Below are 26249 nucleotides of genomic sequence, written 5' to 3'. Positions count from 1 at the left end.
ATTAATTAAGAAGTTCTTGCAAGTTATATGTAAATTTTTTCTTATTTTTTAAAAATAAATACCTTACTAAAAATGTAATTGAGGATAATTATCAAGAATTGTGAAATAACGGTTTCAATACTATTAACCTTGTCTATATTATTATTTACAAATTGTCCGATAATATTAGGAAACTGTGTCACAAAGAAAAATGTTAAAAACATGTCTAAAAGAAAAGTAGAAAGACGTGCTAGAGTAAATTTTACTAAACGGCTTGGCCAATTCTGCCTAACTTGCTTAAATACAAGTCTATCATTTGTAAAAAAGGCAAAGAGGATACCGATACTATTTGCTAGTCCAGTAGCAAGCAGTTCTTTATGGGTTAATTGATAAATGACTAATCGGGATAGAATGGAGACAAGAGTAGTTGCTACACCAAAAAAGAGATAGGCTAAGAGCTCATTCTCGAAGAGACTTTGAATGCGTTTTTTCATACTTTTAGTATAGCATAAAGCAAGTTATTGTGCTATACTAGTAAGGTTGATTGAATCAACCCTTGGTGCTTAGCTTCTTTCACCAAGCATATTACACGCGGGCAACCGCCAAAGGAGAAAAGATGAAAAAATTAACTATTCGTGATGTTGCAGATATTGCAATCGTTGCTGCTATCTATGTCGTTTTAACTGTCACACCACCCCTAAATGCCATTAGCTACGGTGCTTATCAGTTCCGTATTTCAGAAATGATGAACTTTATGGCTTTTTACAATCCAAAGTACATTATCGGAGTTACTATCGGTTGTATGATTGCTAATTTCTTTAGCTTCGGACTGCTAGATGTCTTTGTTGGTGGTGGATCAACCCTAGTATTCCTTAGTCTAGGTGTTTGGCTTTTTGCAAAATACAGCAAAGATTACCTCTTTAATGGATTAATTCGAAAAGATCATTTCTTCTTTTCAATCCTCTTTTCAATTTCCATGTTTACTATCGCTGCAGAGTTGAATATCGTAGCGCAATTACCATTTTTCCTTACTTGGTTCACAACAGGGATTGGTGAATTTGCCTCATTAATTATTGGTGCGATTATCATTGGTAAAATTGGTCGTCGAATTGATTTAAGCAAATAGACGAAGAGAAGCTAGGTGGCTCTTACCTGGCTTTTTCTTATGGAAAATTTCTAAGGAAACTTGACAAGTTTTTCTAACTATAGTATACTTCTTAAGTAAGCTGATTTAGCTCAGTTGGCAGAGCGCATCCATGGTAAGGATGAGGTCGCCGGTTCAATCCCGGCAATTAGCATGATATTTACAGAGAAACTCTTGAACACAAGAGTTTTTTTCTTATGCTCGCGAGAAAAAATTCTGACTTTTGTATAATAAAAGTCATCCTGCAAAAATTTTTTATTGACAAAATCACTTATTTCTAGTAATATAATAGGCGCGATGAGTCGATAGGTAGTCTTCGGGCTACTATTGAGCATAAGGAGGTCATAACGCAGGAGCGGACCTTGATGAGTTGTGTGAACCTGCTCATCACATGAAGATGCCTCTTAGTCTCTAGTCTAGCGACTGGGGATTTTTATTTTCCAAAAATTGATGAAAATGCTTTGCAATTCATGGAAAAAGTAGTATAATACATCTATTATAGAAATTTTTAGAAAATTCCGAAAGAGGTTATTTATGGGATATACAGTTGCTGTAGTCGGCGCGACAGGTGCTGTCGGAGCTCAGATGATAAAAATGTTGGAAGAATCAACACTTCCAATCGATAAAATCCGTTACCTTGCTTCTGCTCGTTCAGCAGGCAAGACTTTGAAATTTAAAGACCAAGATATTACGATTGAAGAAACGACTGAAACAGCTTTTGAAGGAGTTGATATTGCTCTCTTTTCGGCAGGTGGTTCTACATCAGCTAAGTATGCACCATACGCAGTTAAAGCTGGAGCGGTAGTAGTAGATAATACATCTTACTTCCGTCAAAATCCAGATGTTCCTTTGGTTGTCCCAGAGGTCAATGCTCATGCACTTGATGCCCACAACGGAATCATCGCCTGCCCTAACTGTTCAACAATCCAAATGATGGTGGCGCTTGAGCCAGTTCGTCAAAAATGGGGTTTGGACCGTATCATTGTTTCAACTTACCAAGCAGTTTCAGGTGCTGGTATGGGAGCAATTCTTGAGACACAACGTGAACTTCGTGAAGTCTTGAATGATGGTGTAACCCCACGTGATTTGCATGCCGAAATCTTGCCTTCAGGTGGTGACAAGAAACACTATCCTATCGCCTTCAATGCTCTTCCACAAATCGATGTCTTCACTGACAATGATTACACTTACGAAGAGATGAAGATGACTAAGGAAACTAAGAAAATTATGGAAGATGATAGCATTGCAGTATCTGCAACGTGTGTGCGTATTCCAGTCTTGTCAGCTCACTCTGAGTCTGTTTACATCGAAACAAAAGAAGTGGCTCCAATCGAAGAAGTAAAAGCAGCTATCGCAGCTTTCCCAGGTGCTGTCCTTGAAGATGATGTGGCTCATCAAATCTATCCTCAAGCCATTAATGCAGTGGGTTCACGTGATACCTTTGTTGGTCGTATCCGTAAAGACTTGGATGCAGAAAAAGGAATTCACATGTGGGTTGTTTCAGATAACCTGCTCAAAGGTGCTGCTTGGAACTCAGTTCAGATTGCAGAAACTCTTCATGAACGTGGCTTGGTTCGTCCAACGGCCGAATTGAAATTTGAATTAAAATAGTCATATCGTTTAGGAGTTCAGATGAACTCCTTCTTTGAAATAGAGAGGTGTTTCTCATGTCTTATAAAGATTTAAAAGAGTGTAAAATCATCACAGCCTTTATTACCCCCTTCCATGAGGATGGTTCCATCAATTTTGATGCCATTCCAGCCTTGATTGAGCATTTATTGGCCCATCATACGGATGGAATTCTTCTCGCAGGGACCACTGCTGAGAGTCCAACTTTAACCCATGATGAGGAGTTGGAACTGTTTGCGGCTGTACAAAAGATTGTCAATGGACGCGTTCCTTTGATTGCGGGTGTAGGTACTAATGATACGCGTGACTCTATTGAGTTTGTCAAAGAAGTAGCGGAATTTGGCGGTTTTGCTGCTGGACTCGCTATTGTACCTTACTACAACAAACCTTCACAAGAAGGAATGTATCAGCATTTTAAAGCAATTGCAGACGCTTCGGACCTACCAATTATCATCTATAACATTCCAGGTCGTGTGGTTGTCGAATTAACTCCGGAAACCATGCTTCGTTTGGCTGACCATCCAAATATCATTGGTGTCAAAGAATGTACTAGCTTGGCCAATATGGCTTACTTGATTGAACACAAGCCAGAAGAGTTCTTGGTCTATACTGGTGAGGATGGAGATGCTTTCCATGCCATGAATCTTGGTGCGGACGGGGTTATTTCTGTTGCATCTCATACAAATGGGGATGAGATGCACGAGATGTTCACTGCAATTGCAGAAAGCGATATGAAAAAAGCAGCGGCTATTCAGCGTAAATTCATTCCTAAAGTCAATGCCCTCTTCTCTTATCCAAGTCCTGCTCCTGTTAAGGCAGTTCTGAACTATATGGGATTTGAAGCTGGACCAACTCGTCTACCTCTTGTTCCAGCACCAGAAGAAGATGCCAAACGCATTATCAAGGTTGTTGTAGATGGAGACTACGAAGCGACTAAGGCAACTGTAACAGGTGTTTTAAGACCAGATTACTAATAAAGACTATAAAATCCATGACCGCAAGAAGGATCATGGATTTTTCTTATTTTCCTAAACAGAATTGGCTAAAGAGTTGGGTAATGAGTTCATCTGGAGCAGCATCCCCAGTGATTTCTCCGAGAATTTCCCAAGTACGGGTCAAGTCAACTTGAAGCAAGTCAACTGGCATACCCAGTTCAAGACCTTCGTTAACAGCCTGTAGGCTTTCGACGGCCTTTTCAATCAAGGAAATGTGACGGGCATTTGACAAGTAAGTAGCATCTTGCTCAACCAAACCAGCATTTTCAAAGAAGAGGTCATTAATGCGTTCTTCAATCTTATCGATATTTTGGTTTTTAAGAACTGAAATACGGATGACATCTTCAGGAAGTTCTGAAGTTTCAATCGCTTCAGGCAGGTCTGTTTTATTAAGTAGAATAATGCGATTAGTATCTTGGCTGATTTCTAAGAGTTGACAATCTTGGGCTGTCAGCGGTTCACTGGCATTTAGCACCAGTAGAACCAAGTCGGCTTCCTTGAGGGCTTTTTTCGAACGCTCGACACCGATTTGTTCCACAATGTCATCCGTTTCACGGATACCAGCTGTATCAATCAATTTAAGAGGAACACCATTGATGTTGACGTATTCTTCAATGACATCTCGAGTAGTCCCAGCAATGTCTGTAACGATTGCCTTGTCTTCACGCAAGAGGTTGTTGAGAAGGCTAGATTTTCCAACATTAGGACGGCCGATGATGGCTGTGGAAATTCCTTCACGAAGGATTTTACCGCGACGGGCTGTTCTAAGGAGATTGGTCAGCAATTGCTCAAACTCCATAGTTTTCTCACGGACAACAGCAGTAGTGGCTTCCTCAACATCGTCATACTCAGGATAATCAATATTGACCTCGACTTGGGCAAGTGTATTGAGGATTTCTTGACGGGTATTATTGATAAGATCAGAAAGGGAACCATCAAGTTGTTTGACCGCAATGTTCATGGCCTTGTCTGTTTTGGCGCGGATGATATCCATCACCGCCTCGGCCTGTGTCAAATCTACGCGACCGTTTAAAAAGGCACGTTTGGTAAATTCACCAGGTTCTGCCAACCGAGCTCCTTCACGGATAGCTAGCTGGAGAATCTCATTGGTCACCGCAATCCCGCCATGAGTGTTAATTTCGATAATATCCTCACGAGTAAAGGTCTTGGGAGACTTCATGGCACCAACCATAACTTCGTCCATGACCTTACCAGTTTGAGGGTCAACGATGTGACCGTAGTTAAGAGTGTGGCTAGCAACCTGATTCAAGTCTTTTCCTTTAAAAATCTTTTGCACAATCGCAAAACTGTCTGTTCCGCTCAAGCGGACAATACCAATGGCTCCTTCACCTAGTGGAGTCGAGATGGCAGCGATGGTATCAAATTCACGTGTAATCATAATGTTTCCTTTAATTAATAGCTCTTTTCTTGGAATATTCCAAGTATCTTTTCAAATTGTAACAAATTTAGACTATTTCTTCAATGGATGCTACTTGAAGATTGAAAAAGCCTAAGCATTTCTGCTTAAGCTAACTTATTTGGTGCGCATTTCCCCTTGTGGGAAATAAGTTCCTTCTGGCATGTCGTTGATGATGACATGGACAGCAGATTGAGGGGCTCCAGTGTTACGGACCACAGCTTCTGTTACTTCCTTAGCAAGAGCTTTCTTTTGCTCGAGCGTGCGTCCTTCAAATAAATCGATCCGTACAAATGGCATAATAGATTCCTCCACTAGTTTTTGATTTCTTCTATTTTACCACATTTTGCCGTTTAAAGCTTAAGAAAATTATGATATACTAGAATGTAGCAAAAATTTAGAAATGGACGTGAAGTAAGAAGCATGGCACAGTTGTATTATCGTTATGGGACCATGAACTCTGGTAAGACCATTGAGATTCTCAAAGTGGCCTATAACTATGAGGAGCAAGGAAAAGGTGTTGTCATTATGACCTCAGCTCTGGATACGCGTGACGGTGTTGGCTATGTGTCGAGCCGTATTGGCATGAAACGCCCTGCCCTTGCGATTGAGGAAACGACGGATATCTTTGGCTATATCCGAGACCTACCAGAAAAGCCTTACTGTGTTTTGGTCGATGAAGCCCAGTTTCTCAAGCGTCACCATGTTTACGACCTAGCTCGTGTTGTTGATGAGTTAGACATACCCGTCATGGCTTTTGGTTTGAAAAATGATTTTCGAAATGAGTTGTTCGAAGGTTCCAAGTATCTCCTGCTCTTAGCAGACAAGATTGACGAAATCAAGACCATCTGTCAGTATTGCAAGAAAAAGGCGACTATGGTTTTGCGAACACAGGATGGACTGCCCGTTTATGATGGTGAGCAGATCCAGATTGGCGGTAATGAAACCTATATCTCAGTTTGCCGTAAACATTATTTTGCGCCAATGATAACCTCTAACAAGGAGCAAAACTATGACAATTGAACTAAGAGATGTTACAATGGAAAATTATTTTGATGTTTTGAATTTGGATGTCAAGGAATATCAAAAACAATTCATTGCAACCAACGCAATTAGTTTAGCTGAAGCATACGTCTACACTAAAAATGGAGATTTTGTAGCTCCATTGGCAGTTTATGATAATGATGCAATTATAGGTTTTGTGATGATAGCTTATGATAAAAAGATCGGAATTAGTAGTGGAAATTATTTACTATTTCGTTTTATGATTGATAAGAATTTTCAAAATCAAGGATATTTTAAACCAATTATGAATAAAGTACTAGACTATGTTCGGACAGCGCCAGCAGGTTTAAGCAATAAACTTTGGTTGTCTTATGAACCAGAAAATGAACATGCAAGATACTGTTACCTCAGTTATGGATTTAAAGAAACTGGGGAAATATCCGAGAATGAAGTAGTAGCAATCTATGATTTAACAATTGAGAAATAAGGAGAAAAAATGAACATCTATGATCAACTACAAGCTGTAGAAGACCGTTATGAAGAATTAGGAGAATTGCTAAGTGACCCGGATGTCGTTTCAGACACCAAACGTTTTATGGAGCTTTCAAAAGAAGAGGCTTCAACTCGTGACACAGTAACAGCCTACCGTGAGTACAAACAAGTACTTCAAAACATCGTTGATGCCGAAGAGATGATTAAGGAATCAGGCGGAGATGCAGATTTGGAAGAAATGGCTAAGCAAGAGCTGAAAGATGCCAAGGCTGAAAAAGAAGAATACGAAGAAAAACTAAAAATCTTGCTCCTTCCAAAGGATCCAAACGATGACAAGAACATCATCCTTGAAATTCGTGGAGCGGCTGGTGGTGACGAAGCGGCACTTTTCGCCGGAGACCTTCTAACTATGTACCAAAAGTATGCAGAAGCCCAAGGCTGGCGCTTTGAAGTCATGGAAGCTTCTATGAACGGTGTCGGTGGTTTCAAAGAAGTGGTTGCTATGGTCTCAGGTCAGTCTGTTTACTCTAAGCTTAAGTACGAATCAGGTGCCCACCGTGTGCAACGTGTTCCTGTGACAGAAAGCCAAGGTCGTGTTCATACTTCGACAGCGACAGTTCTTGTCATGCCTGAAGTAGAAGAAGTAGAGTACGATATTGATCCAAAAGACCTTCGTGTTGATATCTACCACGCCTCTGGTGCTGGTGGACAGAACGTCAATAAGGTTGCGACTGCCGTTCGTATCGTTCACTTGCCAACCAATATCAAGGTTGAGATGCAGGAAGAACGTACCCAGCAGAAAAACCGTGAGAAGGCTATGAAGATTATCCGTGCACGTGTTGCTGACCACTTCGCACAAATTGCACAAGATGAACAAGACGCTGAGCGTAAGTCAACAATCGGTACTGGTGACCGTTCAGAACGGATTCGTACTTATAACTTCCCACAAAACCGTGTCACAGACCACCGTATCGGATTGACCCTTCAAAAACTAGATACCATTTTGTCTGGTAAATTGGATGAAGTCGTGGATGCCTTGGTGCTCTATGATCAAACACAAAAATTAGAAGAATTAAACAAATAATGAAATTAGCTCAATTATTTTCAGATTTTGAAGAAGAGTTGATAAGACAAGGAGAGGAAGCTGAAAGCCTCTCTTTTGTCTATCGTAGCCTGAAAAATCTTTCTTTTACAGATTTTGTCTTTGCCCTCCAGCAAGAGGTAAACAAGGAAGAAAAACAATTTGTAAAAGGAATTTTCCAACAGTTAGCAGCTCATAAACCAGCCCAGTACATCATTGGACAGACAGATTTTTATGGAATGCAGTTAACAGTTGATGAGCGAGTATTGATCCCTCGTCCAGAAACAGAGGAGTTGGTGGGGCTTATTCTGGCTGAAAATCCTGAGACGAATCTTTCAGTTCTGGATATTGGAACAGGTAGTGGAGCTATTGCTCTCGCTCTAGCAAAAAACAGACCAGATTGGTCAGTGACAGCAGCAGATATTTCCCAAGATGCTTTAGATTTAGCTAACGAAAATGCTAAAAATCAAAATCTTCAAATATTTTTAAAAAAATCTGACTGTTTTACAGAAATTTCTGAAAAATATGATATAATTGTTTCCAATCCACCCTATATCTCTCGTGAAGATGAGTCAGAGGTCGGCTTGAATGTTTTGCATTCGGAGCCTCATCTAGCTCTCTTTGCAGACGAGGATGGCCTAGCTATTTACCGTAGAATTTCGGAAGATGCAACAGACTATCTCAAAGATGGTGGTAAGATTTACCTTGAAATTGGATACAAGCAAGGTCAAAGTGTTCCTGAACTTTTTAGGAAACATCTTCCTGAAAAGCGAGTACGAACACTCAAGGACCAGTTTGGTCAAGATAGGATGGTTGTCGTTGATGATAAACAAGATTAGACAAGAGTTGGAAAATGGTGGAGCGGTCGTTCTACCTACTGAGACAGTTTACGGTCTCTTTGCCAAGGCTCTAGACGAAAAAGCAGTTGACCATGTTTACCAGATCAAACGTCGTCCAAGAGACAAGGCGCTTAACCTCAATATCGCCTCTCTAGAGGACATCTTGCACTTTTCTAAGAATCAGCCAACTTATCTACAAAAACTTGTAGAGACCTTTTTACCAGGTCCCTTAACCATCATTCTAGAAGCTAATGAGCGAGTTCCCTATTGGGTCAATTCTGGCCTTGCAACGGTGGGATTTCGGATGCCGAGTCATCCCATTACCCTTGATTTGATTAGAGAGACAGGTCCTTTGATTGGGCCGTCTGCTAATATCTCAGGTCATGCAAGTGGTGTAACCTTTGATCAGATTCTGAAGGATTTTGACCAAGAGGTTTTGGGTCTGGAAGACGATGTTTTTCTAACTGGACAAGATTCGACTATTTTGGACTTGTCTGGAGACAAGGTGAAAATCTTACGCCAAGGGGCCATTAAGCGAGAAGATATTCTTGCTCGGTTGCCAGAGATTTCTTTTGAGGAGGAATGAGATGCTAAGAGATTTAAGAGAAACTGATGTGAAAGCTATATGTGACATCAACCAAGAGGCTTTGGGCTATTCTTTTAGTCCAGAGGACACAGCTAGTCAACTAACTAGATTATCTCAAGATGAACATCATTTCCTACTTGGCTATGAGGATGAAGCTAGTCATGCCTTGCTTGGATATGTACACGCTGAGGTCTATGAATCACTTTATTCTAAAGCAGGATTTAATATTTTAGCTTTAGCAGTTTTACCTCAAGCGCAAGGTCAAGGTATCGGTAAAAGCTTACTGCAAGGGTTGGATCAAGAAGCAAAAAGACGTGGTTATGAGTTTATCCGCTTAAACTCTGCCGATCATCGTCTGGGTGCTCATGCATTTTATGAAAAAGTTGGTTATACTTGTGATAAAGTGCAGAAACGGTTTATTCGTATCTTTTAGTTTATTTTCTTACACTAAAGGACCAGTTACACTATAAAGGAGAAGACCTATGATTTTTGACAAAGATGATTTTAAAGCCTATGATGCTGATCTCTGGAATGCTATTGCCAAAGAAGAGGAACGCCAACAAAACAACATTGAATTGATTGCTTCGGAAAACGTTGTTTCCAAGGCTGTTATGGCAGCTCAAGGGTCTATCTTGACGAATAAATATGCCGAAGGCTACCCGGGCCGCCGTTATTATGGTGGAACTGATGTGGTAGACGTGGTAGAGACTCTTGCTATTGAACGCGCAAAAGAAATTTTCGGTGCAAAATTTGCCAATGTCCAACCACACTCAGGAAGCCAAGCCAACTGTGCGGCTTACATGGCCTTGATTGAACCAGGTGATACGGTTATGGGGATGGACTTGGCCGCAGGTGGTCACTTGACTCATGGGGCTCCTGTTAGCTTCTCAGGTCAAACCTACAACTTTGTTTCTTACAGTGTTGACCCTGAAACGGAACTCTTGGATTTTGATGCTATCTTGAAACAAGCTCAAGAAGTAAAACCCAAATTGATCGTAGCAGGTGCTTCAGCCTATTCTCAAATCATCGACTTCTCAAAATTCCGTGAAATCGCTGATGCTGTTGGCGCTAAGCTCATGGTAGATATGGCTCATATCGCTGGTTTGGTTGCAGCTGGTCTTCACCCAAGCCCAGTGCCATACGCTCATATCACTACAACAACGACTCACAAAACCCTTCGTGGACCACGTGGTGGTTTGATTGTGACCAATGACGAAGAACTTGCCAAGAAAATCAATTCAGCTATTTTCCCAGGTATTCAGGGCGGTCCTTTGGAACATGTTGTTGCTGCTAAGGCAGTTTCCTTCAAAGAAGTATTAGATCCAGCCTTCAAGGAATATGCTGCCAATGTTATCAAGAACAGCAAGGCTATGGCAGATGTCTTCTTGCAAGACCCTGATTTTCGTATCATTTCTGGAGGAACTGAAAACCACCTTTTCCTAGTGGATGTGACTAAGGTTGTAGAAAACGGAAAAGTTGCTCAAAACTTGCTGGATGAAGTCAATATCACCCTAAATAAAAACTCAATCCCTTACGAAAGCTTGTCACCATTCAAGACAAGTGGGATTCGTATCGGAGCAGCAGCCATTACTGCACGTGGATTTGGTGAAGAAGAAAGTCGCAAAGTGGCTGAACTTATTATTAAAACCCTCAAGAATGCAGAAAATGAAGCTGTCTTAGAAGAAGTGAGAAGTGCAGTTAAAGAATTGACAGATGCCTTCCCATTATACGAGGACTAAAACTTTTATGGACATTTATATTAAGAAAGCTATTATCCATCAGTTTAGCCCGGATGATACCGAGCTGTTTCTAGCGGATAAGTTTCTCAATATCACTCCAAAAATCGAAGAATACTTGCGTAGAAAAGTGGAACGTGTGTATTCAGATGAAGCCAAGACTGGGATTTTCGAGGAAGAAAATCCCTTCTTCAATCATATCACAGACGATTTGTTGGAGACATCAGTAACACTGGCTAATCTCTGGAAAGAGGAGTTCAGCATTTCAGAAAACCTCAAGACCAATGACTTGATTTTTGTGCAATTTTCTAAAGAAGGCGTGGAACATTTCGCTTTCTTGCGAATTGCTCTGCGTGAGACCCTGACCCACCTCGGTGGAGAAGTTGATAATCCAATCAAGCTGACTCAGAATAACCTGCCTGGATTTGGAACGGGTGCTGATGAGGCCTTGGTGGTCAATCTTCAGAGCCGCAAGTACCATCTGATTGAAAAACGAATCAAGTATAACGGGACTTTTTTGAACTATTTTTCAGATAATCTTCTTGCCGTTGCCCCTAAGATTTCACCAAAGAAATCTATCAAAGAACTAGAAAAAACGGCTCAGAGAATTGCTGAATCTTTTAACACAGATGATTTTCAATTTCAATCTAAAGTGAAATCAGCGATTTTCAACAACCTAGAAGAAAGCAATGAATTGTCACCTGAGAAATTGGCTAATGACCTTTTTGATAACAATCTGACGGCTCGTTTGAGCTTTATTGACCAAGTTAAAGAAGCTGTCCCAGAACCTGTTCAATTTGATGAAATTGATGCCAGTCGCCAATTAAAGAAATTTGAAAACCAAAAACTTTCCTTGTCAAATGGAATTGAACTCATCGTTCCCAATAACGTCTATCAAGACGCCGAGTCTGTTGAGTTTATCCAAAACGACAATGGAACCTACTCTATCTTAATCAAAAATATCGAGGATATTCAAAGTAAATAATGTTTAAACGAATTCGAAGAGTGCTTGTACTAGCAGTCTTCCTTTTTGCTGGCTATAAAGCTTACCGTGTTCACCAAGATGTCAAGCAAGTCATGACCTACCAACCCATGGTGCGAGAGATCTTGAGTGAAAAAGACACCCCAGCAAACGAAGAGCTTGTGCTCGCTATGATTTATACTGAAACAAAAGGAAAAGAAGGCGATGTTATGCAGTCTAGTGAGTCTGCAAGTGGTTCCACCAACACCATCAATGATAATGCCTCTAGCATTCGCCAAGGCGTTCAAACTCTGACAGACAATCTCTATCTGGCCCAGAAGAAGGGGGTTGATGTCTGGACGGCTGTTCAAGCCTATAATTTTGGACCTGCCTATATCGATTTTATCGCCCAAAACGGCAAGGAAAACACCTTGGCTCTGGCCAAACAGTACTCTCGTGAGACTGTTGCTCCCTTGCTTGGCAATACCACTGGAAAGACTTATAGTTATATTCACCCCATTTCCATTTTTCATGGGGCCGAACTCTATGTAAATGGAGGAAACTATTACTATTCTAGACAGGTGCAACTCAACCTTTACATCATCAAATGTTTCACTCTCTTTTCGACATCTGGCTAGCCCAGGTGTTTTTGTTATAAGTTTTCTTTAAGATAGATATATTACTCTAGAAAGGTAAAGGAGGAAATTCCCTATGAGAAAGAAACTCTTTCTGACTAGTGCTGCGGTCTTGTGGGCAGTAACAGCTATGAATAGCGCCCATGCAGCAACTGATGTTCAAAAAGTCATCGATGAAACCTATGTTCAACCTGAATATGTCCTAGGTTCCTCATTATCTGAAGACCAAAAAAATCAAACCCTTAAAAAACTAGGCTACAATGCCTCAACAGACACCAAAGAACTCAAAACCATGACACCTGATGTCTATTCTAAGATTATGAATGTTGCTAATGACTCTAGTTTACAGTTGTATTCATCAGCCAAGATTCAAAAACTAGGTGACAAGTCGCCACTTGAGGTCAAGATTGAAACACCAGAAAACATCACTAAGGTGACTCAGGATATGTACCGAAATGCAGCCGTAACTTTGGGTGTGGAACACGCCAAAATCACTGTAGCAGCACCTATTCCAGTTACAGGTGAGAGTGCCTTAGCCGGGATTTACTATTCGCTAGAGGCTAACGGAGCCAAGGTACCACAAGCCAACAAAGATTTGGCTCAAGAAGAGTTGAAGGCTTTGTCAGATATCAATGCTGAAAACAAGGACAAGTCAGGCTATGATGCTAATAAATTAAATGTTGCCCTAGCCGATATCAAGTCAGGACTTGCCAAAGCTAAAGAAAGTAAGGGAAATCTGACAGAGGAAGATGTCCGCAAAATCGTTGAAGATACCTTAAAAAATTACAAACTTGATCAGGTTATAACAGGAAACCAGATCAATATCATCATCAATTTTGCTTTAAATCTCTCAAAAAGTGATATCCTCAGCAATGCAGACTTCACTAAAACCCTGAATGACCTTAAACAAAGCATTGTTTCACAAGCTGGCGATAGCTTTAAAAATATTAACCTTAACTTTGATGCGGATAAGGCGCTAGAGGACGGTGGTAACTTCTTAAGCTCCCTCTGGCAAGCCATTGTCAACTTCTTCAAGAGTTTTGGTTCTTAAGAAATTTCATGGTATAATAGATGGTAACCGTAACGTTGCCGTCTTTTTTGTTGGCCAATAGAAAGAGAAGAGAATGTTAAAGAAAAATGATATTGTAGAAGTTGAAATTGTTGACTGGACCCATGAAGGTGCAGGAGTTGCCAAGGTAGATGGTTTGGTATTTTTTGTTGAGAATGCTTTACCGAGTGAAAAAATCCTTATGCGTGTCCTCAAGGTTAATAAAAAGATTGGTTTTGGGAAAGTTGAAGAATACCTTATCCAGTCACCACACCGTAATCAAGATTTAGATTTGGCTTACCTGCGTTCAGGAATCGCTGATTTAGGGCATCTTGCCTATCCAGAACAGCTCAAATTTAAAACCAAGCAAGTTAAGGATAGTCTATATAAGATTGCTGGAATTGATGATATAGAGGTTGCTGAAACTTTAGGTATGGAACATCCAGTCAAGTACCGCAATAAGGCGCAGGTCCCTGTTCGTCGAGTGAATGGTGTCTTGGAAACAGGATTTTTCCGTAAAAATTCCCATGACCTCATGCCTCTAGAAGATTTCTTTATCCAAGATCCTGTGATTGATGAGGTAGTAGTAGCCCTACGCGACTTGATCCGTCGTTATGATTTGAAACCTTATGATGAAAAGGAACAATCTGGCTTGATTCGAAACCTTGTGGTGCGTCGCGGACATTATTCAGGACAAATCATGGTTATTTTGGTAACAACTCGTCCCAAAGTTTTTCGTGTGGAGCAATTGATTGAACAACTAATCAAGCAGTTCCCAGAGATTGTGTCTGTTATGCAAAATATCAATGACCAGAACACCAATGCAATTTTTGGTAAGGAATGGCGCACACTTTATGGACAAGACTTTATCACTGACCAGATGTTGGGAAATGACTACCAAATCGCTGGCCCCGCTTTTTACCAAGTCAATACTGAAATGGCTGAAAAACTTTATCAAACAGCTATTGACTTTGCTGAATTAAAAGAAGATGATGTGGTCATTGATGCCTATTCTGGTATCGGGACGATTGGCCTCTCTGTTGCAAAACATGTCAAAGAAGTTTATGGTGTTGAGGTAATTCCAGAAGCGGTTGAGAATAGTAAAAAGAATGCTCAGCTGAACAATATTTCAAACGCCCACTATGTCTGTGACACAGCTGAAAATGCTATGAAAAATTGGCTCAAGGAGGGAATTCAACCAACCGTTATCTTGGTTGATCCTCCACGCAAGGGGCTTACAGAAAGCTTTATCAAGGCAAGTAGCCAAACAGGAGCAAATCGTATTGCCTATATCTCCTGCAATGTCGCAACCATGGCACGTGATATCAAACTCTACCGAGAATTGGGATACGAGTTGAATAAAGTACAGCCGGTTGATCTTTTTCCGCAAACGCATCACGTGGAGTGTGTAGTGTTGCTACAACGAAAAAAAGGGTGAAAATCCTTGATTTTAAGCTATTTTACAAGCATTTTGTCTTTGTAGATAAAGGCAATTTTGACGTCAATAAAGTCCTAAAAAGGCACATAGATGTATATGTATTTGTAGATGTCGTTTGCGCATCGGAAAAATGAATACAACAATAAATATTTATCTAAAGAGAGAACAATTGTATATTGTTCTCCTTTTTTTATTTTCTGGAGGAAAAATGACAAAAGAATTACAATCATCACGCTATATTGTCATTTCATTTTTAGTACGTGAAATGGGAATTGATATTGTTGAAGCCATCTCTCTTATGGCTGAATTAGAAAAAAGTGGCTTGGTTCAATTGGAATCAAGTGGAGATTTAATACTCAAAGAACTTGGAGGAACGCTATGAAACGAATTACGGCAAATCAATACCAAACTTCAGAACGGTATTATAAATTACCTAAAATTCTTTTTGAGGATGAGAAATATATGGATATGAAATTAGAAGTAAAGGTGGCTTATTCTATTTTAAAAGATCGTTTAGAATTATCTCTTAGTCGTGGTTGGATAGATGAAGAAGGGGCGGTTTATTTAGTATTTTCTAATTCTAAACTGATGAGGCTGTTAGGTTGTTCTAAGTCAAAATTACTGTCCATCAAAAAAACTCTTAAAGAATATGACTTAATTGATGAAGTTCAACAGTCTTCAAGTGAGAAAGGAAGACTAGCTAATAAGATTTATTTAGGGGAGTTGTCTTCTACCCCAGTAGCTAATTCAAACAGGCCTAGTGTTAAAAAAAGACTAGGGCAGGTTGAAAATGAAACGGGCCCCGTCTCACATTCAGCCTCTAGTGAGACTGAAGTTAGTGAGACTAAATATAGTGAGACTGATTCTTTATTTATTGAGGATGAGGAAGAAAGGAATACTCAACCTATCTTGAGAAGAAAAGTAGAAAAGGTCACAAAATATGATCGAGAGTATATTTGGGGATTGGTACAAGATCAATTTAGACGAGAGGGTTTTTCTGAAACAGCCAGTGATATAGCTATGACTGATTTTGAGAGAATCTATCAATATGCTCTAGATAATGTTCGCTTTGTTAGACGAGCGGAAGTACTTGCTGAATTTGTGTTTAATGGCTTGTATTCCGTTTGGAATAACCGTGTTAGAAAAGGAGGTGGTTAAATGTCGCCAATCGAGTGGATATTAGTTATGCTCATTGTCATTTCAAGTGGTGTGACTTTTTGGACATTGATAGTCGATCAGAAAGGGGGTATAAAGAAATGAGATTTATTGATTTATTTTCAGGTATAGGTGGATTTAGACTTGGAATGGAAAGTGTTGGACACGAGTGTATTGGATTTTGTGAGATTGATAAATTTGCTAGGAAATCTTATAAGTCCATTTTTCAAACGGAAGGAGAAATAGAATTTCATGACATACGAGATGTTTCAGATGACGAATTTAAAAAACTTAGAGGGAAAGTCGATGTCATCTGTGGGGGATTCCCTTGTCAAGCATTTTCAATCGCAGGAAGACGATTGGGATTTGAAGATACTAGAGGAACTTTGTTCTTTGAAATTGCTCGGGCGGCCAAACAAATCCAACCACGTTTTCTTTTTCTTGAAAATGTTAAAGGCCTACTCAATCACGATAAGGGACGGACGTTCACCACAATCCTTACCACACTTGATGAGTTGGGGTTTGATGTTGAGTGGCAGGTGCTTAACAGTAAGGATTTTGGCGTTCCCCAAAACAGAGAGAGGGTGTTTATTATCGGACATTCTAGAAAGAGATGTACCAGACTCTTATTTCCTTTCAGACGAGAAGGTCAAGCAACTAACTCTGAGACTTTAAAAATATTAGGGAATTTGAATCCATCAAAAAGTGGAATGAGTGGTAAAGTCTATTATTCAGAAGGTCTTGCGCCAACCTTAGTTCGTGGAAAAGGAGAAGGATTTAAAGTTGCGATTCCTTGTATGACACCAGACAGATTAGAAAAAAGACAAAATGGTAGACGTTTCAAGGATAATCAAGAGCCAATGTTTACTTTAAATACTCAGGATCGCCATGGTATTGTCGTTGTTGGAGATTTACCAACTAGCTTTAAGGAAACAGGTCGCGTCTATGGAAGTGAGGGCTTATCTCCAACACTGACTACGATGCAAGGTGGAGATAAAATCCCCAAAATACTGATTCCAGAACCAATCCAATTTCTAAAAGTCCGAGAGGCAACGAAAAAAGGATATGCTCAAGCAGAGATTGGGGATTCAATCAATTTAGAAAGACCAAGTTCTCAGTATCGTCGTGGTAGAGTTGGAAAAGGCATAGCGAATACGTTAACAACTAGTGGTCAAATGGGAGTAGTAGTGGCTAGCTATGAAGGAGAAGATAAGCAAGTTTATCAAGTAGCCGGTGTCTTGATAGATGGACAATTTTACCGTTTGAGAATACGACGAATCACTCCTAAAGAGTGTTTTCGCCTACAGGGCTTTCCTGATTGGGCTTTTGAAGCTGCTAGAAAAGTCTCTAGTAATAGTCAGCTCTATAAACAAGCTGGTAATAGTGTAACCGTTCCTGTGATTGCCACAATCGCAAAGAAATTAAAAGAAATCGAGGAAAAAGATGAAAGCTTTAAATAAAGAGTCAATACTAGATTGTGATGAATTAGAAACAGAATTACATGATGCAGAAATCAGACAGCTGGATGAACAAATATTTTTGATGCCCAATTATCCATGTGAGTTTGAGGTGACATTTTTAGATGATTACCATAAAAAACACAACTACCCCCTATTTTACGAATCCTACCTTCAAAACGTTATGGAATTCCTTGAAAGTCAGGATATAAAGAACGGAGCTGATGCCTTTGTAGATGATCATCAAAATCTTGTTTTTGTTTTATATGGACAAGGCTATCGAGCCGAGGGAAAAGAGGGAATACTTACCACCCAAGTAACTGTAAAAGCTTATGATGAAGACAAGCAACCGATTAACTTCGCAAATTTATTAGATTCCTTAATCGTATCAGAATATCAAATGGAACCGAATCTTTGGGAGGTATCCCATGATTGATCTCTATCTAAGTAAAAATAGCCAAAGAAATCAACTTCTTTTGGATTTCTTTCAAAAGTATGGTATAGAGGTCACTCCTCATTCTATTTCTGAAATGACAAAGGACAAATTAATTGAAATGATGAGCTATTCTTCAGATTGTTTTGAGTTTTTATCTCCCAATTTATTGCGATTTAAGAACCGTGACAATCTAAGATTAACGGATTTCATCGAGATGATATTAAAAAAATCCTGAACTAACCATCAGACTTCCTCTTGCGATTTCAAATAAGCGAGTTTATCCAAATCTGAATCTGGAGGAGGCTAGAGCTTTATTGCCAAGAGATACGAAACAATTGATTTACATGGCACAAACACATTATTTATCAAGTTAAAGGAGAAGCAATATGGCTGAACGATTTTGGGAGAACTTGTCCATTATTTTGGCTGAAAGAAATATCAGCTGGATTGAGTTAACCAGAAAAATGTTTGCGGGAGAGTTTCACTATCCAAGTGAATTGAATCGTTTGTATCAAAAGATTCGTCACTACAAGATGGAACAACGAATGCCTCAAAGTCCATGGGTAGAAAGGATTGTGCAGGTATTAGATTTAGATTATGAAGATTTATTTCGGAGGTAACTATGAAAAGAATAATTCCAGTTTATATATTCCAACAAGTAAATGTCCTATTGGTATCTCTATACTTACTGAAATTTCTTTGTAGCGGTGAGTTAACTATACTACAGATTCTCTATGGAGCGTCACTCATTTCTTTTTTATGGATGTATGGCCAACGTAAACAAGTGCATAAGATCGATATGAAATCTAGGATGAAATGGTTTGGTATTGGATTAGCTAGCCTACTGATTATAAGTCTATATTTTAGTCTAATCCATGCACAAGGAACCACGAATCAAGCAAACTTAATTGGGCTTCAACATCAAGTTCCTTGGTTTTCATTTTTATTGTTTTTAATCAATGCGAGTATGGTTGAAGAATTTCTGTATCGAGAAATTTTATGGAACTTGGTTAGAAAATTAGATATTCGAGTTGCTTTGACAAGTGTTTTATTTGCCTTAGCTCATCATCCAGGAACCATTCTAGCTTGGTGTTTATATGTTTCACTTGGGATGTTTTTAGGGCTTGTACGCTATAAATCGGACTTATGGGGAAGTATAGGTCTACATTTGGTGTGGAATCTACTGGTTTATATTTTGTTGCTTTTTTAGACCAAATTAGCTTGTTTTAGGGAAATGAAATGCTAACATATATAGAAGATGTTAGCATTTTGTTTCTAAGAAAGGAGAATGACATGGTTGATAAAAGAGAGAAACTGATGAACTCTTTCAATCAGTATGGCTTTTTAACTTTTAAACAAGTAATAGATGAAAATTTACACTACAAAACCTTATTGAAAATGGTTACAGAAGGAAAAATCGATGCTCAAGAAAAAGGGTTATATCGCTTACCTGATATTTATTTAGATGAGTGGTTTGTCCTTCAGTATCGATTTCCAAAGGGAATCTTTTCTTTGGAGACAGCACTTTGGTTACATGGTTTATCTTTGACTATCCCTTTTAACATGACGATGAGTTTTCCTTATGGTACGAATACCAAAAACATTAAGGAAGCAGATATATGTCCTATTATTTTACGCTCTCACTATAGTGAAGGAATTATTGAAATAGAGCGCCTTCCTGGTCAATTTATTAAAGTTTATGAAGTTGAACGAGTTTTGGTTGAATGTCTAAGACCAGTTCATCAGGTGGATCTTCAAATTATTGCACCAGCCTTTAAAAAATATTTTCAACAGAATCAAATTCATTTACACAAATTATTTTATTATGCCCAGCTATTTAAGGTAACTGATAAGTTACAATCTTATACGGAGGTACTATCTTAATGTTTTCAAATGCCAATAGCTTTAAAGCAAAAATCAAAAACATTTCAAAAGATAAGGGAATTCCAGCTCAACAAGTACAACAACATTATTTAATTGAGCAAGTGTTAAAGCTGATTTCTACTAGTTCTTATAGAGATTCCTTCATTGTAAAAGGAGGGTATCTAATAGGTCAAATGATTGGACTAGATAAGCGAACCACAATGGATTTAGATGTCACTCTGAAGGGAACCGAAATGAGCAGAGAAAATTTGATTCATATCTTTGAAGAGATTCTTTGTTCTAAAACTGATGGATTTTCATTTTCAGTAGATAAGCTAGAGCCTATTCGCCAAGATGATGAATATGGAGGATTTTCATTAAAATTAAATGCAGCTTTTGATACATTAAAGGAGGTTGTTTTTATTGATATTACTACTGGTGATAAGATCACACCAAGAGAAATTACTTATTCAATGACTTCTATCTTTACTAATGAAAGCATCAAGATATGGACATATAATCTAGAGACTGTACTTGCTGAAAAGTTAGATAAGAAATATATTCAAGATTAAAGAAATTATCCAGTGGATGATTTCTTCATGAGTATGAAAATTTGAGAACAAGTAAAGCATGATATAGCACTAGATAAATTGAGTGTAAAAGAATATGAGGATCCCTTTAGGGATAGTGGTAAGTAATACTAAAGCCTCTTTAAGAGGCAAGTGACGTGTCAAGAGCAATGAGGCTTGAACAACGTGAAAGCCAGCGTCTTTAGGCGCTGGCTGGTAATTTGGGCTTATAGCCCTGATTCAAACCACCCGTTTGACGGGTGGTCATGATTTTTTATAGAGTGACATATTTAATGCCATAGGCTGATAACTTACTTGATGATCGTCTTTAATCAATTGACTGTAAGCAACAAATCCGAACTGTTCATAAAATTGAATGACTTTAGGATGATTGATGCTATCTAAAAATACCATCTGAGTTCCTACAATTGCTCGAAATTCTTCAATTTTTTGAATTACAATTTCAAATAACTCTTGTCCTGATAGTTTATTTAGCTTTGTGTTTTTGCCGAATTGACCGATAAGTAACACAGGGAGATAATCAATATTTTTGGGACTTTTCCCTTTTAGGACGAGTTTCTTTTTTAAGGATTTCTCTAAATCAGAAATATCAACAACTTTGAGAGATAAACTAAAGAATCCTATGATGTTATTTGTTTCAGTTTCTTCAACGATAAAATTACGAGAACGATGTTGTTTTTCAAAATTGGGAGCTTTATCAGATAGATAAGTCAACATCTCTTCATTACCGTTGAAATTAACATTTTCTAAAATGATAGTTTTAAATAGCTCCTGAACTTGTTTCTCAGTTTTATCAGGAGCCAGCACTTGAATATTTTCAAGATATTGTTTAAGTGGTGTTACTTGAATTGTCATCTTACAGATACTTTGAAATGAGTTTATTTTTCGTTGGAGCGGTAGCGTTTTGTGATTCAATAGATTTCAAGACTGCTTGTAGCTTTTTAGATGGTTTATGATTAAGAATTTTTAGAGCATCTTCGTTTGTTAGTTTTATATCACGTGTTAAACTGATTGTAGCCATTTGTTCTACCTCCTGTTTCTACTTAAATTCATTATAGCTTATTTTGAACAAAAGTTCAATCTAAAGATAGTGTATGTTTTCTATAGTGTATAAATCCAAAATAAGTTTTTCTCTTGCATTTGTAGCTCATATTCGTTAGAATAATGGTGTAAATGAGTGGTCGGCTCATGGTCAATCTGATAGTAATCTTGGACATAAGGGCCAAGCGGTGGCGGACACCAGAACGAAATCCGATAGCAATCTTGGACGTAAGGGCCAAGCGGTGGCAGACACCAGAATAAACCGACTGACTAGGTGGCTTACAGACTCTGTAAACCACCTTTTTTGTGAGGAAAATATGGAAAATTCTAGAGATTATCGTAATCCAAATTACACCGAAAAAATAAAACTTCAGCGTTTTTTTACTCAGTTACAAATTGCGGCTTCTTTTTTTAAAGAACACTTTGTTGGCAAAATCATGTATTATGAAACGGAAATAGAAAGTGTTGAACTTCATTTTTCACCTACTAATTTCATGCACCTATGTGGTGTTGATTACCTAAAAGGTGCAGGCAGTTTCTTTGATGATTGTTTAAATAGACATGTCATAATTGATGAGTTGAAAATAAAAAAAGATGGAACCACGATGCAAAAGTTGCAAGTTTTAGGATCCATTGAGGAGTTATTGGGAAACCATGTTCATCTAACTGGTTCAGGACGTTATTTGTATTTGGAGTTTGATTATGCTCTACGTACAAGAAAACAGATACTAGCATTAACATTGAAAGAGACATCAAGGAAAATTGTTCCTCAATCTTTATTAGATTTGAAGAGAAAGACAGTATTTCCAAAAGGTCAAAAAGTAATTTCAATTTACTCAAAACATTTACAAACGTCGGAACTTTTTTATTATTTAAAAGATTAGTTTACATATCTTTTGTGGCATAAAACATATTTTATCATTATAAGGAGAACGCAGTTTTGGCTCGTTCTTTTTTTGTTGATGATATGCTCTAAACAACCTACACTAGATTGGATATGAAATAGTTTGTGATTACATAATTTATCTTCAGGGAAGTTATGGACATTATCTCAATTTCTGTTATGATAGACATCTCTAACAATTTCCGTTATAACAGACATTGACTTACAAAGTATTTCTTTTCTGAACATATTAGCGTTATAATATAAATGCAGTGTTACACTGTAGAATATTAAGAAAATAGGATACTGTAGGTTTAAAATAAATGTGTAAGATAAATAGTTGGATTAGTAAAAGTTTCAAGTCTGATAAGAACAATATTACATTTCATACAACTGAATGTATATATTTTATAAGAGAGAGGGATGCTTGATTGGGGAAAATCATTCAAAATACAGTTATAAGGATTTTAATAAGAATGAAAGTGTGATATTTCTTTTTCATTAATCTTCTAAATGTATTAAAATCAAGCTTTCCACTTATGTATTCTGCTAATAAACTTCAATACATTTCAATAGATTTTCAAAATTTGGTGGGGATTTTTATTATACTTTGTACGAGCTTTTCAATACCCTATCCCAACCTTTAAAATCCCCTAAGTTATTTACTCAAGGGATTTTTTATCTGCTTTTTTCATACTCAAACAGTCAGTCTAACTGTTTGATTTTCTTTGTGACTAACTCCCTAAAAATAGTAGAATTAGCTACTTTACTGATTTTACAAGATAATAACAAGACCTAAACGTATAATTTATTTAGGTTTACCAATTATGACTTTAACATTATCCAATAAGGTCTAACTCAACCGTCCCCAAAGTTAAATCCTTATGTATTTAATCAGAAAGATTATTTTTCGCATATTTTTTTATGTCTTTGGGATAAAATCCCTTATATTTTTTGAAGCATGTACTAAATTTACTGTGAGAGGAATATCCTACAGCCTCTGCTATATCTTGAATTTTAAGGGTAGAGTTCAGTAGGAGTAATTCCGCCATATTCATTCTCCGTCTTTGAGTATATTCTGTAATTGTGCATTGATATTTTTGCTTAAATAACTTTTTTAGTTTTGTGCCGCTCATAGTGGATATTTTTTCTAAAGTATCCTGTGAGATAGATGTTGCATAATGATCGTCTATATAATTGGCGACATTTTTCAAAGCCTCATCATCGGCAATAGATAGTGGATTGCTGTACTTATTTAAAAAAGAGTCTATTGTAATACTTAACCATTCCTTTGCCTTTGACTCAAAAAAGATTTCAGCAGCAGGAGATGCCATCTTGCAATTAAGGATATCTTTTGCGATTCTTTCTAAAGGCTTGTTTATTATAATGCTGGTATTAAAAAATAAATCTTCATAGTTACAGACTTTATTCTTATAAGAGGACAGGCATTGCTCTATCATGGACTGATTGAAATTTATACCGATTCCTAAATAAGGAGAGTTTTTGTGAAGTATAAACCTAAAGTCTTTAGAATTTTTTGTATTTATAGTATAAAGTGAATTTGAAGAAAGATTTTGATAAGGATTAAAACATTCACCGTTTGCTGTAACTAAATAAGATAAATAAAGGGAATAGAAATTATTCAAACCAGAAAAACTTGTATGGATAATTTCTTTTTTTATGAAAACATCATAAATATCAATAGTGAAATTATCGCCCTCGTAAAACCAATATATGCCTTCTGCATTATCCGTGCTAAAACGGAATTCATGTCCTACAGTGGAGTATTTTGTATTATCGATAGATTCATCTGTAGAAAAAAAGTTTTTAACAAAGTTATAAAAATCACTCATATTATACCTCCGTGCTTTATATTTTATCCCGAATAGACATTATCCCGAATAGACTTATTTAGCCATATCTAATTGATTGAAATCCTCATTTATTATAAAATAAATGATAAATAAAAACAAGAAAAACTATGCGTATTGCAAAAGAGTTTGAAAACAAGCCTCTAAAATCAGTCTAAAAAGGCTATTTATAGGGTTTGCTAATTTTAAAAAAAGGAGGAGTTGTTCAGTGAAGGATAAGAAGAAATCAATACTGAAAAGACTAATGGCTTACGGTGGTGAAAAAAGTTTTTTACTCTATATTGCTATTGTTATGTCTGCTGTATCAGGTGTCATGGTTTTGATGCCTATGGTATATATTCATAGAATTGTAAATAACTTAATTTTAAATGGGATGGTGAATTTTGATTATGTAAAGGAAAATTCAATTTATGCAGCAGTCTTTGCCGTTCTGGGGCTTTTTATATACCTAATAGGTTTAATTTTATCCCATATTTTTGCATTTGAAGTGGAAGATAACATTATTAAGACTTCCGTAACAAAACTAATAAACAAACCGCTTGGGTATTTCGATGACAAAGAAAGCGGAAGGATAAGAAATGTAATTGTGTCCGGAGCGTCTGAAACCCATTCTTTTATAGCGCATCAACTTCCTGATATGGCGATGACCATTATATCGCCAATCGTCCTGCTTGTATTTTTCTTCGTGTTTAACTGGAAGTTAGGACTTGCCAGTATGATACCGATGATTATCGGTATGACATTGATGTCATCTATGATGACAACCGAAACAAAAAAAATGAAGGATGAGTATTATGCAGGACTTTCCGATTTATCCTCTCAGACTGTGGAATATGTTCGAGGAATTCCTGTTGTTAAAACATTTGCACAAAGTGTTGAGAGCTTTGATAAGTTATATTCGTTAATCATAAAAACAAAAGACAATGTACTTAAGCTTACTATGAGTTATACGAATAAAATGTCGTGGTTTGAAACCGTTTCTACATCGACGGCATTTTTCTTGGTACCTGTGGCATTACTCTTAATAAAATTTAATGGAAACTTATCTAATGTAGTTGCAGATTCTGTTATTTACTTCCTAATAGGACCGGCATTTGCTACTTTTATTATGAGAACTGCGACGATTACACAATACAGTTATTTTGCAGAACTTGCTTTAGATAAAATTGAAAATATACTTGAGTTTGATGATTTTGTTTATGGAAATAAAACAAGTTCTGATGTTGGGATAGAGTTTAAAAATGTAAGCTTTTCTTATGAAGATGAAAATGTATTAGACGATATTTCATTTAAGGTGAATAAAGGAGAACGAGTTGCTTTAGTCGGATCATCAGGCAGTGGTAAAACTACTATAGCAAGGCTTGCTGCACGATTTTACGATATTAAAACAGGTGAAATTTATATTGGAGGAATTAATATAAAAGATTTTGAAAAAGAGGCTTTAATGAGAAAAATTGCTTTTGTTTTTCAAAACTCTAAACTATTTAAAATGAGTTTAAGAGATAATCTTTTAATCGGAAAGCCTGATGCAACTAATGAAGAAATTGACAATGCCTTAATCAATTCAGGGTCTAAAGATATTATTAAAAATTTAGATAAAGGACTTGATACTGTTTACGGAACTAAAGGCACATATTTTTCAGGAGGAGAGGCTCAAAGGATTTCTATAGCGAGAGCTTTTTTGAAAGATGCAGATATTATCATTTTAGATGAAGCTACAGCCTTTGCAGATCCTGAAAATGAACATTTGATTCAAGAGTCTTTTAAGAAGCTATCAAAAAACAAGACAACATTGATGATTGCTCATAGATTATCTACAGTAGTAGATGCGGATAAAATTCTTGTTATTGATAAGGGGAAAATTGTAGAAGAAGGCAAGCATTCAGATTTAATCGGTATGAGTGGGCATTACAAAAAACTTTGGGAAGAATATCAAAAATCCGTAAATTGGAAGATAGGAGGTTAAAC

At 37.5% G+C, this 26249-nt stretch carries 29 protein-coding genes, 1 tRNA gene, 3 pseudogenes and 1 riboswitch; of the genes and pseudogenes, 27 read left to right on the top strand and 6 right to left on the bottom strand.

From position 1 onward, the window contains the following. Positions 1 to 41: 41 nt before the first annotated feature. Positions 42 to 473: a GtrA family protein gene (locus tag ACLV7W_RS06250; RefSeq protein ID WP_000746186.1), complete on the bottom strand. Its 432-nt coding sequence runs from the start codon at positions 471 to 473 to the stop codon at positions 42 to 44. Between the two features lie 28 nt (positions 474 to 501). Continuing rightward, positions 502 to 598: riboswitch (PreQ1 riboswitch) on the top strand. On the opposite strand from ACLV7W_RS06250, the gene ACLV7W_RS06245 reads away from it, so the two are divergent. From ACLV7W_RS06245 to dapA, 4 genes are all read left to right on the top strand, one after another. Then, the gene (locus ACLV7W_RS06245) at positions 596 to 1105 is read left to right on the top strand and encodes a QueT transporter family protein (RefSeq protein WP_000737072.1); all 510 of its coding nucleotides are present in this window, start codon (positions 596 to 598) and stop codon (positions 1103 to 1105) included. It overlaps the preceding riboswitch by 3 nt. Positions 1106 to 1204: 99 nt before the next feature. Further along, positions 1205 to 1277: transfer RNA gene (locus ACLV7W_RS06240), tRNA-Thr, on the top strand. Between the two features lie 380 nt (positions 1278 to 1657). Beyond that, the gene (locus ACLV7W_RS06235) at positions 1658 to 2734 is read left to right on the top strand and encodes an aspartate-semialdehyde dehydrogenase (protein WP_050390811.1); all 1077 of its coding nucleotides are present in this window, start codon (positions 1658 to 1660) and stop codon (positions 2732 to 2734) included. A 56-nt stretch (positions 2735 to 2790) separates the two neighbouring features. Beyond that, positions 2791 to 3726, top strand: a complete 936-nt coding sequence (gene dapA, locus ACLV7W_RS06230; protein ID WP_112443646.1) for a 4-hydroxy-tetrahydrodipicolinate synthase — start codon at positions 2791 to 2793, stop codon at positions 3724 to 3726. Between the two features lie 46 nt (positions 3727 to 3772). Here dapA and mnmE read toward each other — a convergent pair whose 3' ends face one another. Both mnmE and ACLV7W_RS06220 read right to left on the bottom strand, forming a co-directional pair. Beyond that, complete coding sequence (gene mnmE / locus ACLV7W_RS06225; protein WP_411865640.1) at positions 3773 to 5146, bottom strand: tRNA uridine-5-carboxymethylaminomethyl(34) synthesis GTPase MnmE; 1374 nt, start codon at positions 5144 to 5146, stop codon at positions 3773 to 3775. 135 nt (positions 5147 to 5281) lie between these two features. Then, positions 5282 to 5464 (bottom strand): 4-oxalocrotonate tautomerase, encoded by a 183-nt coding sequence (locus tag ACLV7W_RS06220; RefSeq protein ID WP_001117401.1) that lies wholly within the window; start codon positions 5462 to 5464, stop codon positions 5282 to 5284. Between the two features lie 123 nt (positions 5465 to 5587). On the opposite strand from ACLV7W_RS06220, the gene ACLV7W_RS06215 reads away from it, so the two are divergent. The 21 genes and pseudogenes from ACLV7W_RS06215 to ACLV7W_RS06115 all read left to right on the top strand — a co-directional run. Further along, positions 5588 to 6187 carry a thymidine kinase gene (locus tag ACLV7W_RS06215; RefSeq protein WP_000068144.1) on the top strand — a complete coding sequence of 200 codons (600 nt, stop codon included), beginning with the start codon at positions 5588 to 5590 and terminating at the stop codon, positions 6185 to 6187. After that, a complete protein-coding gene (locus ACLV7W_RS06210) occupies positions 6177 to 6656 on the top strand; it encodes a GNAT family N-acetyltransferase (protein WP_153209472.1) in 480 nt (159 codons plus the stop codon). Before ACLV7W_RS06215 ends, ACLV7W_RS06210 begins: the two co-directional genes overlap by 11 nt. Positions 6657 to 6665: 9 nt before the next feature. Further along, complete coding sequence (gene prfA, locus ACLV7W_RS06205) at positions 6666 to 7745, top strand: peptide chain release factor 1 (RefSeq protein ID WP_001028815.1); 1080 nt, start codon at positions 6666 to 6668, stop codon at positions 7743 to 7745. Then, on the top strand, positions 7745 to 8581 hold the full coding sequence (gene prmC, locus ACLV7W_RS06200; RefSeq protein ID WP_411865639.1) for a peptide chain release factor N(5)-glutamine methyltransferase: 837 nt from the start codon (positions 7745 to 7747) through the stop codon (positions 8579 to 8581). Before prfA ends, prmC begins: the two co-directional genes overlap by 1 nt. Further along, a complete protein-coding gene (locus ACLV7W_RS06195) occupies positions 8565 to 9167 on the top strand; it encodes an L-threonylcarbamoyladenylate synthase (RefSeq protein ID WP_061589704.1) in 603 nt (200 codons plus the stop codon). The genes prmC and ACLV7W_RS06195 overlap by 17 nt, the downstream gene beginning before the upstream one ends. A 1-nt stretch (position 9168) precedes the next feature. Then, the gene (locus ACLV7W_RS06190) at positions 9169 to 9600 is read left to right on the top strand and encodes a GNAT family N-acetyltransferase (protein ID WP_411865638.1); all 432 of its coding nucleotides are present in this window, start codon (positions 9169 to 9171) and stop codon (positions 9598 to 9600) included. 49 nt (positions 9601 to 9649) lie between these two features. Then, on the top strand, positions 9650 to 10906 hold the full coding sequence (glyA, locus tag ACLV7W_RS06185) for a serine hydroxymethyltransferase (RefSeq protein ID WP_411865637.1): 1257 nt from the start codon (positions 9650 to 9652) through the stop codon (positions 10904 to 10906). Positions 10907 to 10913: 7 nt separating this feature from the next. Then, positions 10914 to 11888: a nucleoid-associated protein gene (locus tag ACLV7W_RS06180; protein WP_411865636.1), complete on the top strand. Its 975-nt coding sequence runs from the start codon at positions 10914 to 10916 to the stop codon at positions 11886 to 11888. Further along, a complete protein-coding gene (gene pmp23 / locus ACLV7W_RS06175) occupies positions 11888 to 12502 on the top strand; it encodes a cell wall hydrolase Pmp23 (RefSeq protein WP_000476378.1) in 615 nt (204 codons plus the stop codon). The genes ACLV7W_RS06180 and pmp23 overlap by 1 nt, the downstream gene beginning before the upstream one ends. 73 nt (positions 12503 to 12575) lie before the next feature. Continuing rightward, a complete protein-coding gene (locus ACLV7W_RS06170; protein WP_042751122.1) occupies positions 12576 to 13550 on the top strand; it encodes a DUF1002 domain-containing protein in 975 nt (324 codons plus the stop codon). A 73-nt stretch (positions 13551 to 13623) separates the two neighbouring features. Beyond that, on the top strand, positions 13624 to 14985 hold the full coding sequence (gene rlmD / locus ACLV7W_RS06165) for a 23S rRNA (uracil(1939)-C(5))-methyltransferase RlmD (protein WP_411865635.1): 1362 nt from the start codon (positions 13624 to 13626) through the stop codon (positions 14983 to 14985). Positions 14986 to 15193: 208 nt separating this feature from the next. Further along, positions 15194 to 15367: a hypothetical protein gene (locus ACLV7W_RS06160; RefSeq protein ID WP_023916187.1), complete on the top strand. Its 174-nt coding sequence runs from the start codon at positions 15194 to 15196 to the stop codon at positions 15365 to 15367. Beyond that, positions 15364 to 16143, top strand: a complete 780-nt coding sequence (locus ACLV7W_RS06155) for a replication initiator protein A (RefSeq protein WP_023916188.1) — start codon at positions 15364 to 15366, stop codon at positions 16141 to 16143. The genes ACLV7W_RS06160 and ACLV7W_RS06155 overlap by 4 nt, the downstream gene beginning before the upstream one ends. A gap of 98 nt (positions 16144 to 16241) precedes the next feature. After that, complete coding sequence (gene dcm, locus ACLV7W_RS06150) at positions 16242 to 17600, top strand: DNA (cytosine-5-)-methyltransferase (protein WP_261009039.1); 1359 nt, start codon at positions 16242 to 16244, stop codon at positions 17598 to 17600. Then, positions 17584 to 18033 (top strand): hypothetical protein, encoded by a 450-nt coding sequence (locus ACLV7W_RS06145; protein WP_061841655.1) that lies wholly within the window; start codon positions 17584 to 17586, stop codon positions 18031 to 18033. The genes dcm and ACLV7W_RS06145 overlap by 17 nt, the downstream gene beginning before the upstream one ends. Beyond that, a pseudogene (locus ACLV7W_RS06140) lies at positions 18026 to 18407 on the top strand (hypothetical protein). Before ACLV7W_RS06145 ends, ACLV7W_RS06140 begins: the two are co-directional and overlap by 8 nt. Before the next feature lie 12 nt (positions 18408 to 18419). Then, positions 18420 to 18653, top strand: a complete 234-nt coding sequence (locus ACLV7W_RS06135) for a hypothetical protein (RefSeq protein ID WP_000840776.1) — start codon at positions 18420 to 18422, stop codon at positions 18651 to 18653. Between the two features lie 2 nt (positions 18654 to 18655). Further along, on the top strand, positions 18656 to 19243 hold the full coding sequence (locus tag ACLV7W_RS06130) for a CPBP family intramembrane glutamic endopeptidase (protein WP_411865634.1): 588 nt from the start codon (positions 18656 to 18658) through the stop codon (positions 19241 to 19243). Positions 19244 to 19326: 83 nt separating this feature from the next. Further along, positions 19327 to 19917 carry a type IV toxin-antitoxin system AbiEi family antitoxin domain-containing protein gene (locus tag ACLV7W_RS06125; protein ID WP_411865633.1) on the top strand — a complete coding sequence of 197 codons (591 nt, stop codon included), beginning with the start codon at positions 19327 to 19329 and terminating at the stop codon, positions 19915 to 19917. Next, positions 19917 to 20447 (top strand): annotated as a pseudogene (locus ACLV7W_RS06120) (nucleotidyl transferase AbiEii/AbiGii toxin family protein); the annotation flags it as partial. The gene ACLV7W_RS06125 and the pseudogene ACLV7W_RS06120, both read left to right, overlap by 1 nt. Positions 20448 to 20513: 66 nt before the next feature. After that, a pseudogene (locus ACLV7W_RS06115) lies at positions 20514 to 20594 on the top strand (IS200/IS605 family transposase); the annotation flags it as partial. A gap of 135 nt (positions 20595 to 20729) precedes the next feature. On the opposite strand, the gene ACLV7W_RS06110 reads toward ACLV7W_RS06115, so the two are convergent. Both ACLV7W_RS06110 and ACLV7W_RS06105 read right to left on the bottom strand, forming a co-directional pair. After that, positions 20730 to 21341 (bottom strand): hypothetical protein, encoded by a 612-nt coding sequence (locus tag ACLV7W_RS06110; RefSeq protein WP_411865632.1) that lies wholly within the window; start codon positions 21339 to 21341, stop codon positions 20730 to 20732. Position 21342: 1 nt separating this feature from the next. Then, positions 21343 to 21507 carry a hypothetical protein gene (locus tag ACLV7W_RS06105; RefSeq protein WP_023396273.1) on the bottom strand — a complete coding sequence of 55 codons (165 nt, stop codon included), beginning with the start codon at positions 21505 to 21507 and terminating at the stop codon, positions 21343 to 21345. Between the two features lie 337 nt (positions 21508 to 21844). On the opposite strand from ACLV7W_RS06105, the gene ACLV7W_RS06100 reads away from it, so the two are divergent. Then, positions 21845 to 22411, top strand: a complete 567-nt coding sequence (locus tag ACLV7W_RS06100; RefSeq protein ID WP_124787607.1) for a PBECR4 domain-containing protein — start codon at positions 21845 to 21847, stop codon at positions 22409 to 22411. A gap of 889 nt (positions 22412 to 23300) precedes the next feature. Here the strand turns inward: ACLV7W_RS06100 and ACLV7W_RS06095 are convergent. Beyond that, entirely contained in the window at positions 23301 to 24263 is a 963-nt protein-coding gene (locus tag ACLV7W_RS06095) for a helix-turn-helix domain-containing protein (protein WP_049510005.1), read from the bottom strand. Between the two features lie 226 nt (positions 24264 to 24489). Between ACLV7W_RS06095 and ACLV7W_RS06090 the strand changes: the two genes are divergently transcribed. Then, positions 24490 to 26247 carry an ABC transporter ATP-binding protein gene (locus tag ACLV7W_RS06090; protein WP_049510003.1) on the top strand — a complete coding sequence of 586 codons (1758 nt, stop codon included), beginning with the start codon at positions 24490 to 24492 and terminating at the stop codon, positions 26245 to 26247. Positions 26248 to 26249: the final 2 nt, after the last annotated feature.

It is taken from the genome of Streptococcus mitis, from assembly GCF_965111735.1.
In the GTDB taxonomy this organism is placed as follows: domain Bacteria; phylum Bacillota; class Bacilli; order Lactobacillales; family Streptococcaceae; genus Streptococcus; species Streptococcus mitis_DR.
The sequence above is the reverse complement of the archived record's forward strand: the minus strand, read 5'-3'. Positions and strand labels throughout refer to the sequence as shown.

Coding starts and splice junctions, on each gene's coding strand:
- ACLV7W_RS06190 (WP_411865638.1), top strand. CDS start 9,169: ATGCTAAGAGATTTAAGAGAAACTGATGTGAAAGCTATATGTGACATC.
- ACLV7W_RS06125 (WP_411865633.1), top strand. CDS start 19,327: ATGGTTGATAAAAGAGAGAAACTGATGAACTCTTTCAATCAGTATGGC.
- ACLV7W_RS06170 (WP_042751122.1), top strand. CDS start 12,576: ATGAGAAAGAAACTCTTTCTGACTAGTGCTGCGGTCTTGTGGGCAGTA.
- ACLV7W_RS06245 (WP_000737072.1), top strand. CDS start 596: ATGAAAAAATTAACTATTCGTGATGTTGCAGATATTGCAATCGTTGCT.
- ACLV7W_RS06110 (WP_411865632.1), bottom strand. CDS start 21,341: ATGACAATTCAAGTAACACCACTTAAACAATATCTTGAAAATATTCAA.
- ACLV7W_RS06095 (WP_049510005.1), bottom strand. CDS start 24,263: ATGAGTGATTTTTATAACTTTGTTAAAAACTTTTTTTCTACAGATGAA.
- ACLV7W_RS06155 (WP_023916188.1), top strand. CDS start 15,364: ATGAAACGAATTACGGCAAATCAATACCAAACTTCAGAACGGTATTAT.
- ACLV7W_RS06135 (WP_000840776.1), top strand. CDS start 18,420: ATGGCTGAACGATTTTGGGAGAACTTGTCCATTATTTTGGCTGAAAGA.
- ACLV7W_RS06235 (WP_050390811.1), top strand. CDS start 1,658: ATGGGATATACAGTTGCTGTAGTCGGCGCGACAGGTGCTGTCGGAGCT.
- ACLV7W_RS06130 (WP_411865634.1), top strand. CDS start 18,656: ATGAAAAGAATAATTCCAGTTTATATATTCCAACAAGTAAATGTCCTA.
- prfA (WP_001028815.1), top strand. CDS start 6,666: ATGAACATCTATGATCAACTACAAGCTGTAGAAGACCGTTATGAAGAA.
- dcm (WP_261009039.1), top strand. CDS start 16,242: ATGAGATTTATTGATTTATTTTCAGGTATAGGTGGATTTAGACTTGGA.
- ACLV7W_RS06250 (WP_000746186.1), bottom strand. CDS start 473: ATGAAAAAACGCATTCAAAGTCTCTTCGAGAATGAGCTCTTAGCCTAT.
- ACLV7W_RS06195 (WP_061589704.1), top strand. CDS start 8,565: ATGATAAACAAGATTAGACAAGAGTTGGAAAATGGTGGAGCGGTCGTT.
- ACLV7W_RS06100 (WP_124787607.1), top strand. CDS start 21,845: ATGGAAAATTCTAGAGATTATCGTAATCCAAATTACACCGAAAAAATA.
- glyA (WP_411865637.1), top strand. CDS start 9,650: ATGATTTTTGACAAAGATGATTTTAAAGCCTATGATGCTGATCTCTGG.
- ACLV7W_RS06210 (WP_153209472.1), top strand. CDS start 6,177: ATGACAATTGAACTAAGAGATGTTACAATGGAAAATTATTTTGATGTT.
- ACLV7W_RS06215 (WP_000068144.1), top strand. CDS start 5,588: ATGGCACAGTTGTATTATCGTTATGGGACCATGAACTCTGGTAAGACC.
- prmC (WP_411865639.1), top strand. CDS start 7,745: ATGAAATTAGCTCAATTATTTTCAGATTTTGAAGAAGAGTTGATAAGA.
- ACLV7W_RS06160 (WP_023916187.1), top strand. CDS start 15,194: ATGACAAAAGAATTACAATCATCACGCTATATTGTCATTTCATTTTTA.
- rlmD (WP_411865635.1), top strand. CDS start 13,624: ATGTTAAAGAAAAATGATATTGTAGAAGTTGAAATTGTTGACTGGACC.
- ACLV7W_RS06145 (WP_061841655.1), top strand. CDS start 17,584: ATGAAAGCTTTAAATAAAGAGTCAATACTAGATTGTGATGAATTAGAA.
- ACLV7W_RS06180 (WP_411865636.1), top strand. CDS start 10,914: ATGGACATTTATATTAAGAAAGCTATTATCCATCAGTTTAGCCCGGAT.
- ACLV7W_RS06105 (WP_023396273.1), bottom strand. CDS start 21,507: ATGGCTACAATCAGTTTAACACGTGATATAAAACTAACAAACGAAGAT.
- ACLV7W_RS06220 (WP_001117401.1), bottom strand. CDS start 5,464: ATGCCATTTGTACGGATCGATTTATTTGAAGGACGCACGCTCGAGCAA.
- dapA (WP_112443646.1), top strand. CDS start 2,791: ATGTCTTATAAAGATTTAAAAGAGTGTAAAATCATCACAGCCTTTATT.
- pmp23 (WP_000476378.1), top strand. CDS start 11,888: ATGTTTAAACGAATTCGAAGAGTGCTTGTACTAGCAGTCTTCCTTTTT.
- mnmE (WP_411865640.1), bottom strand. CDS start 5,146: ATGATTACACGTGAATTTGATACCATCGCTGCCATCTCGACTCCACTA.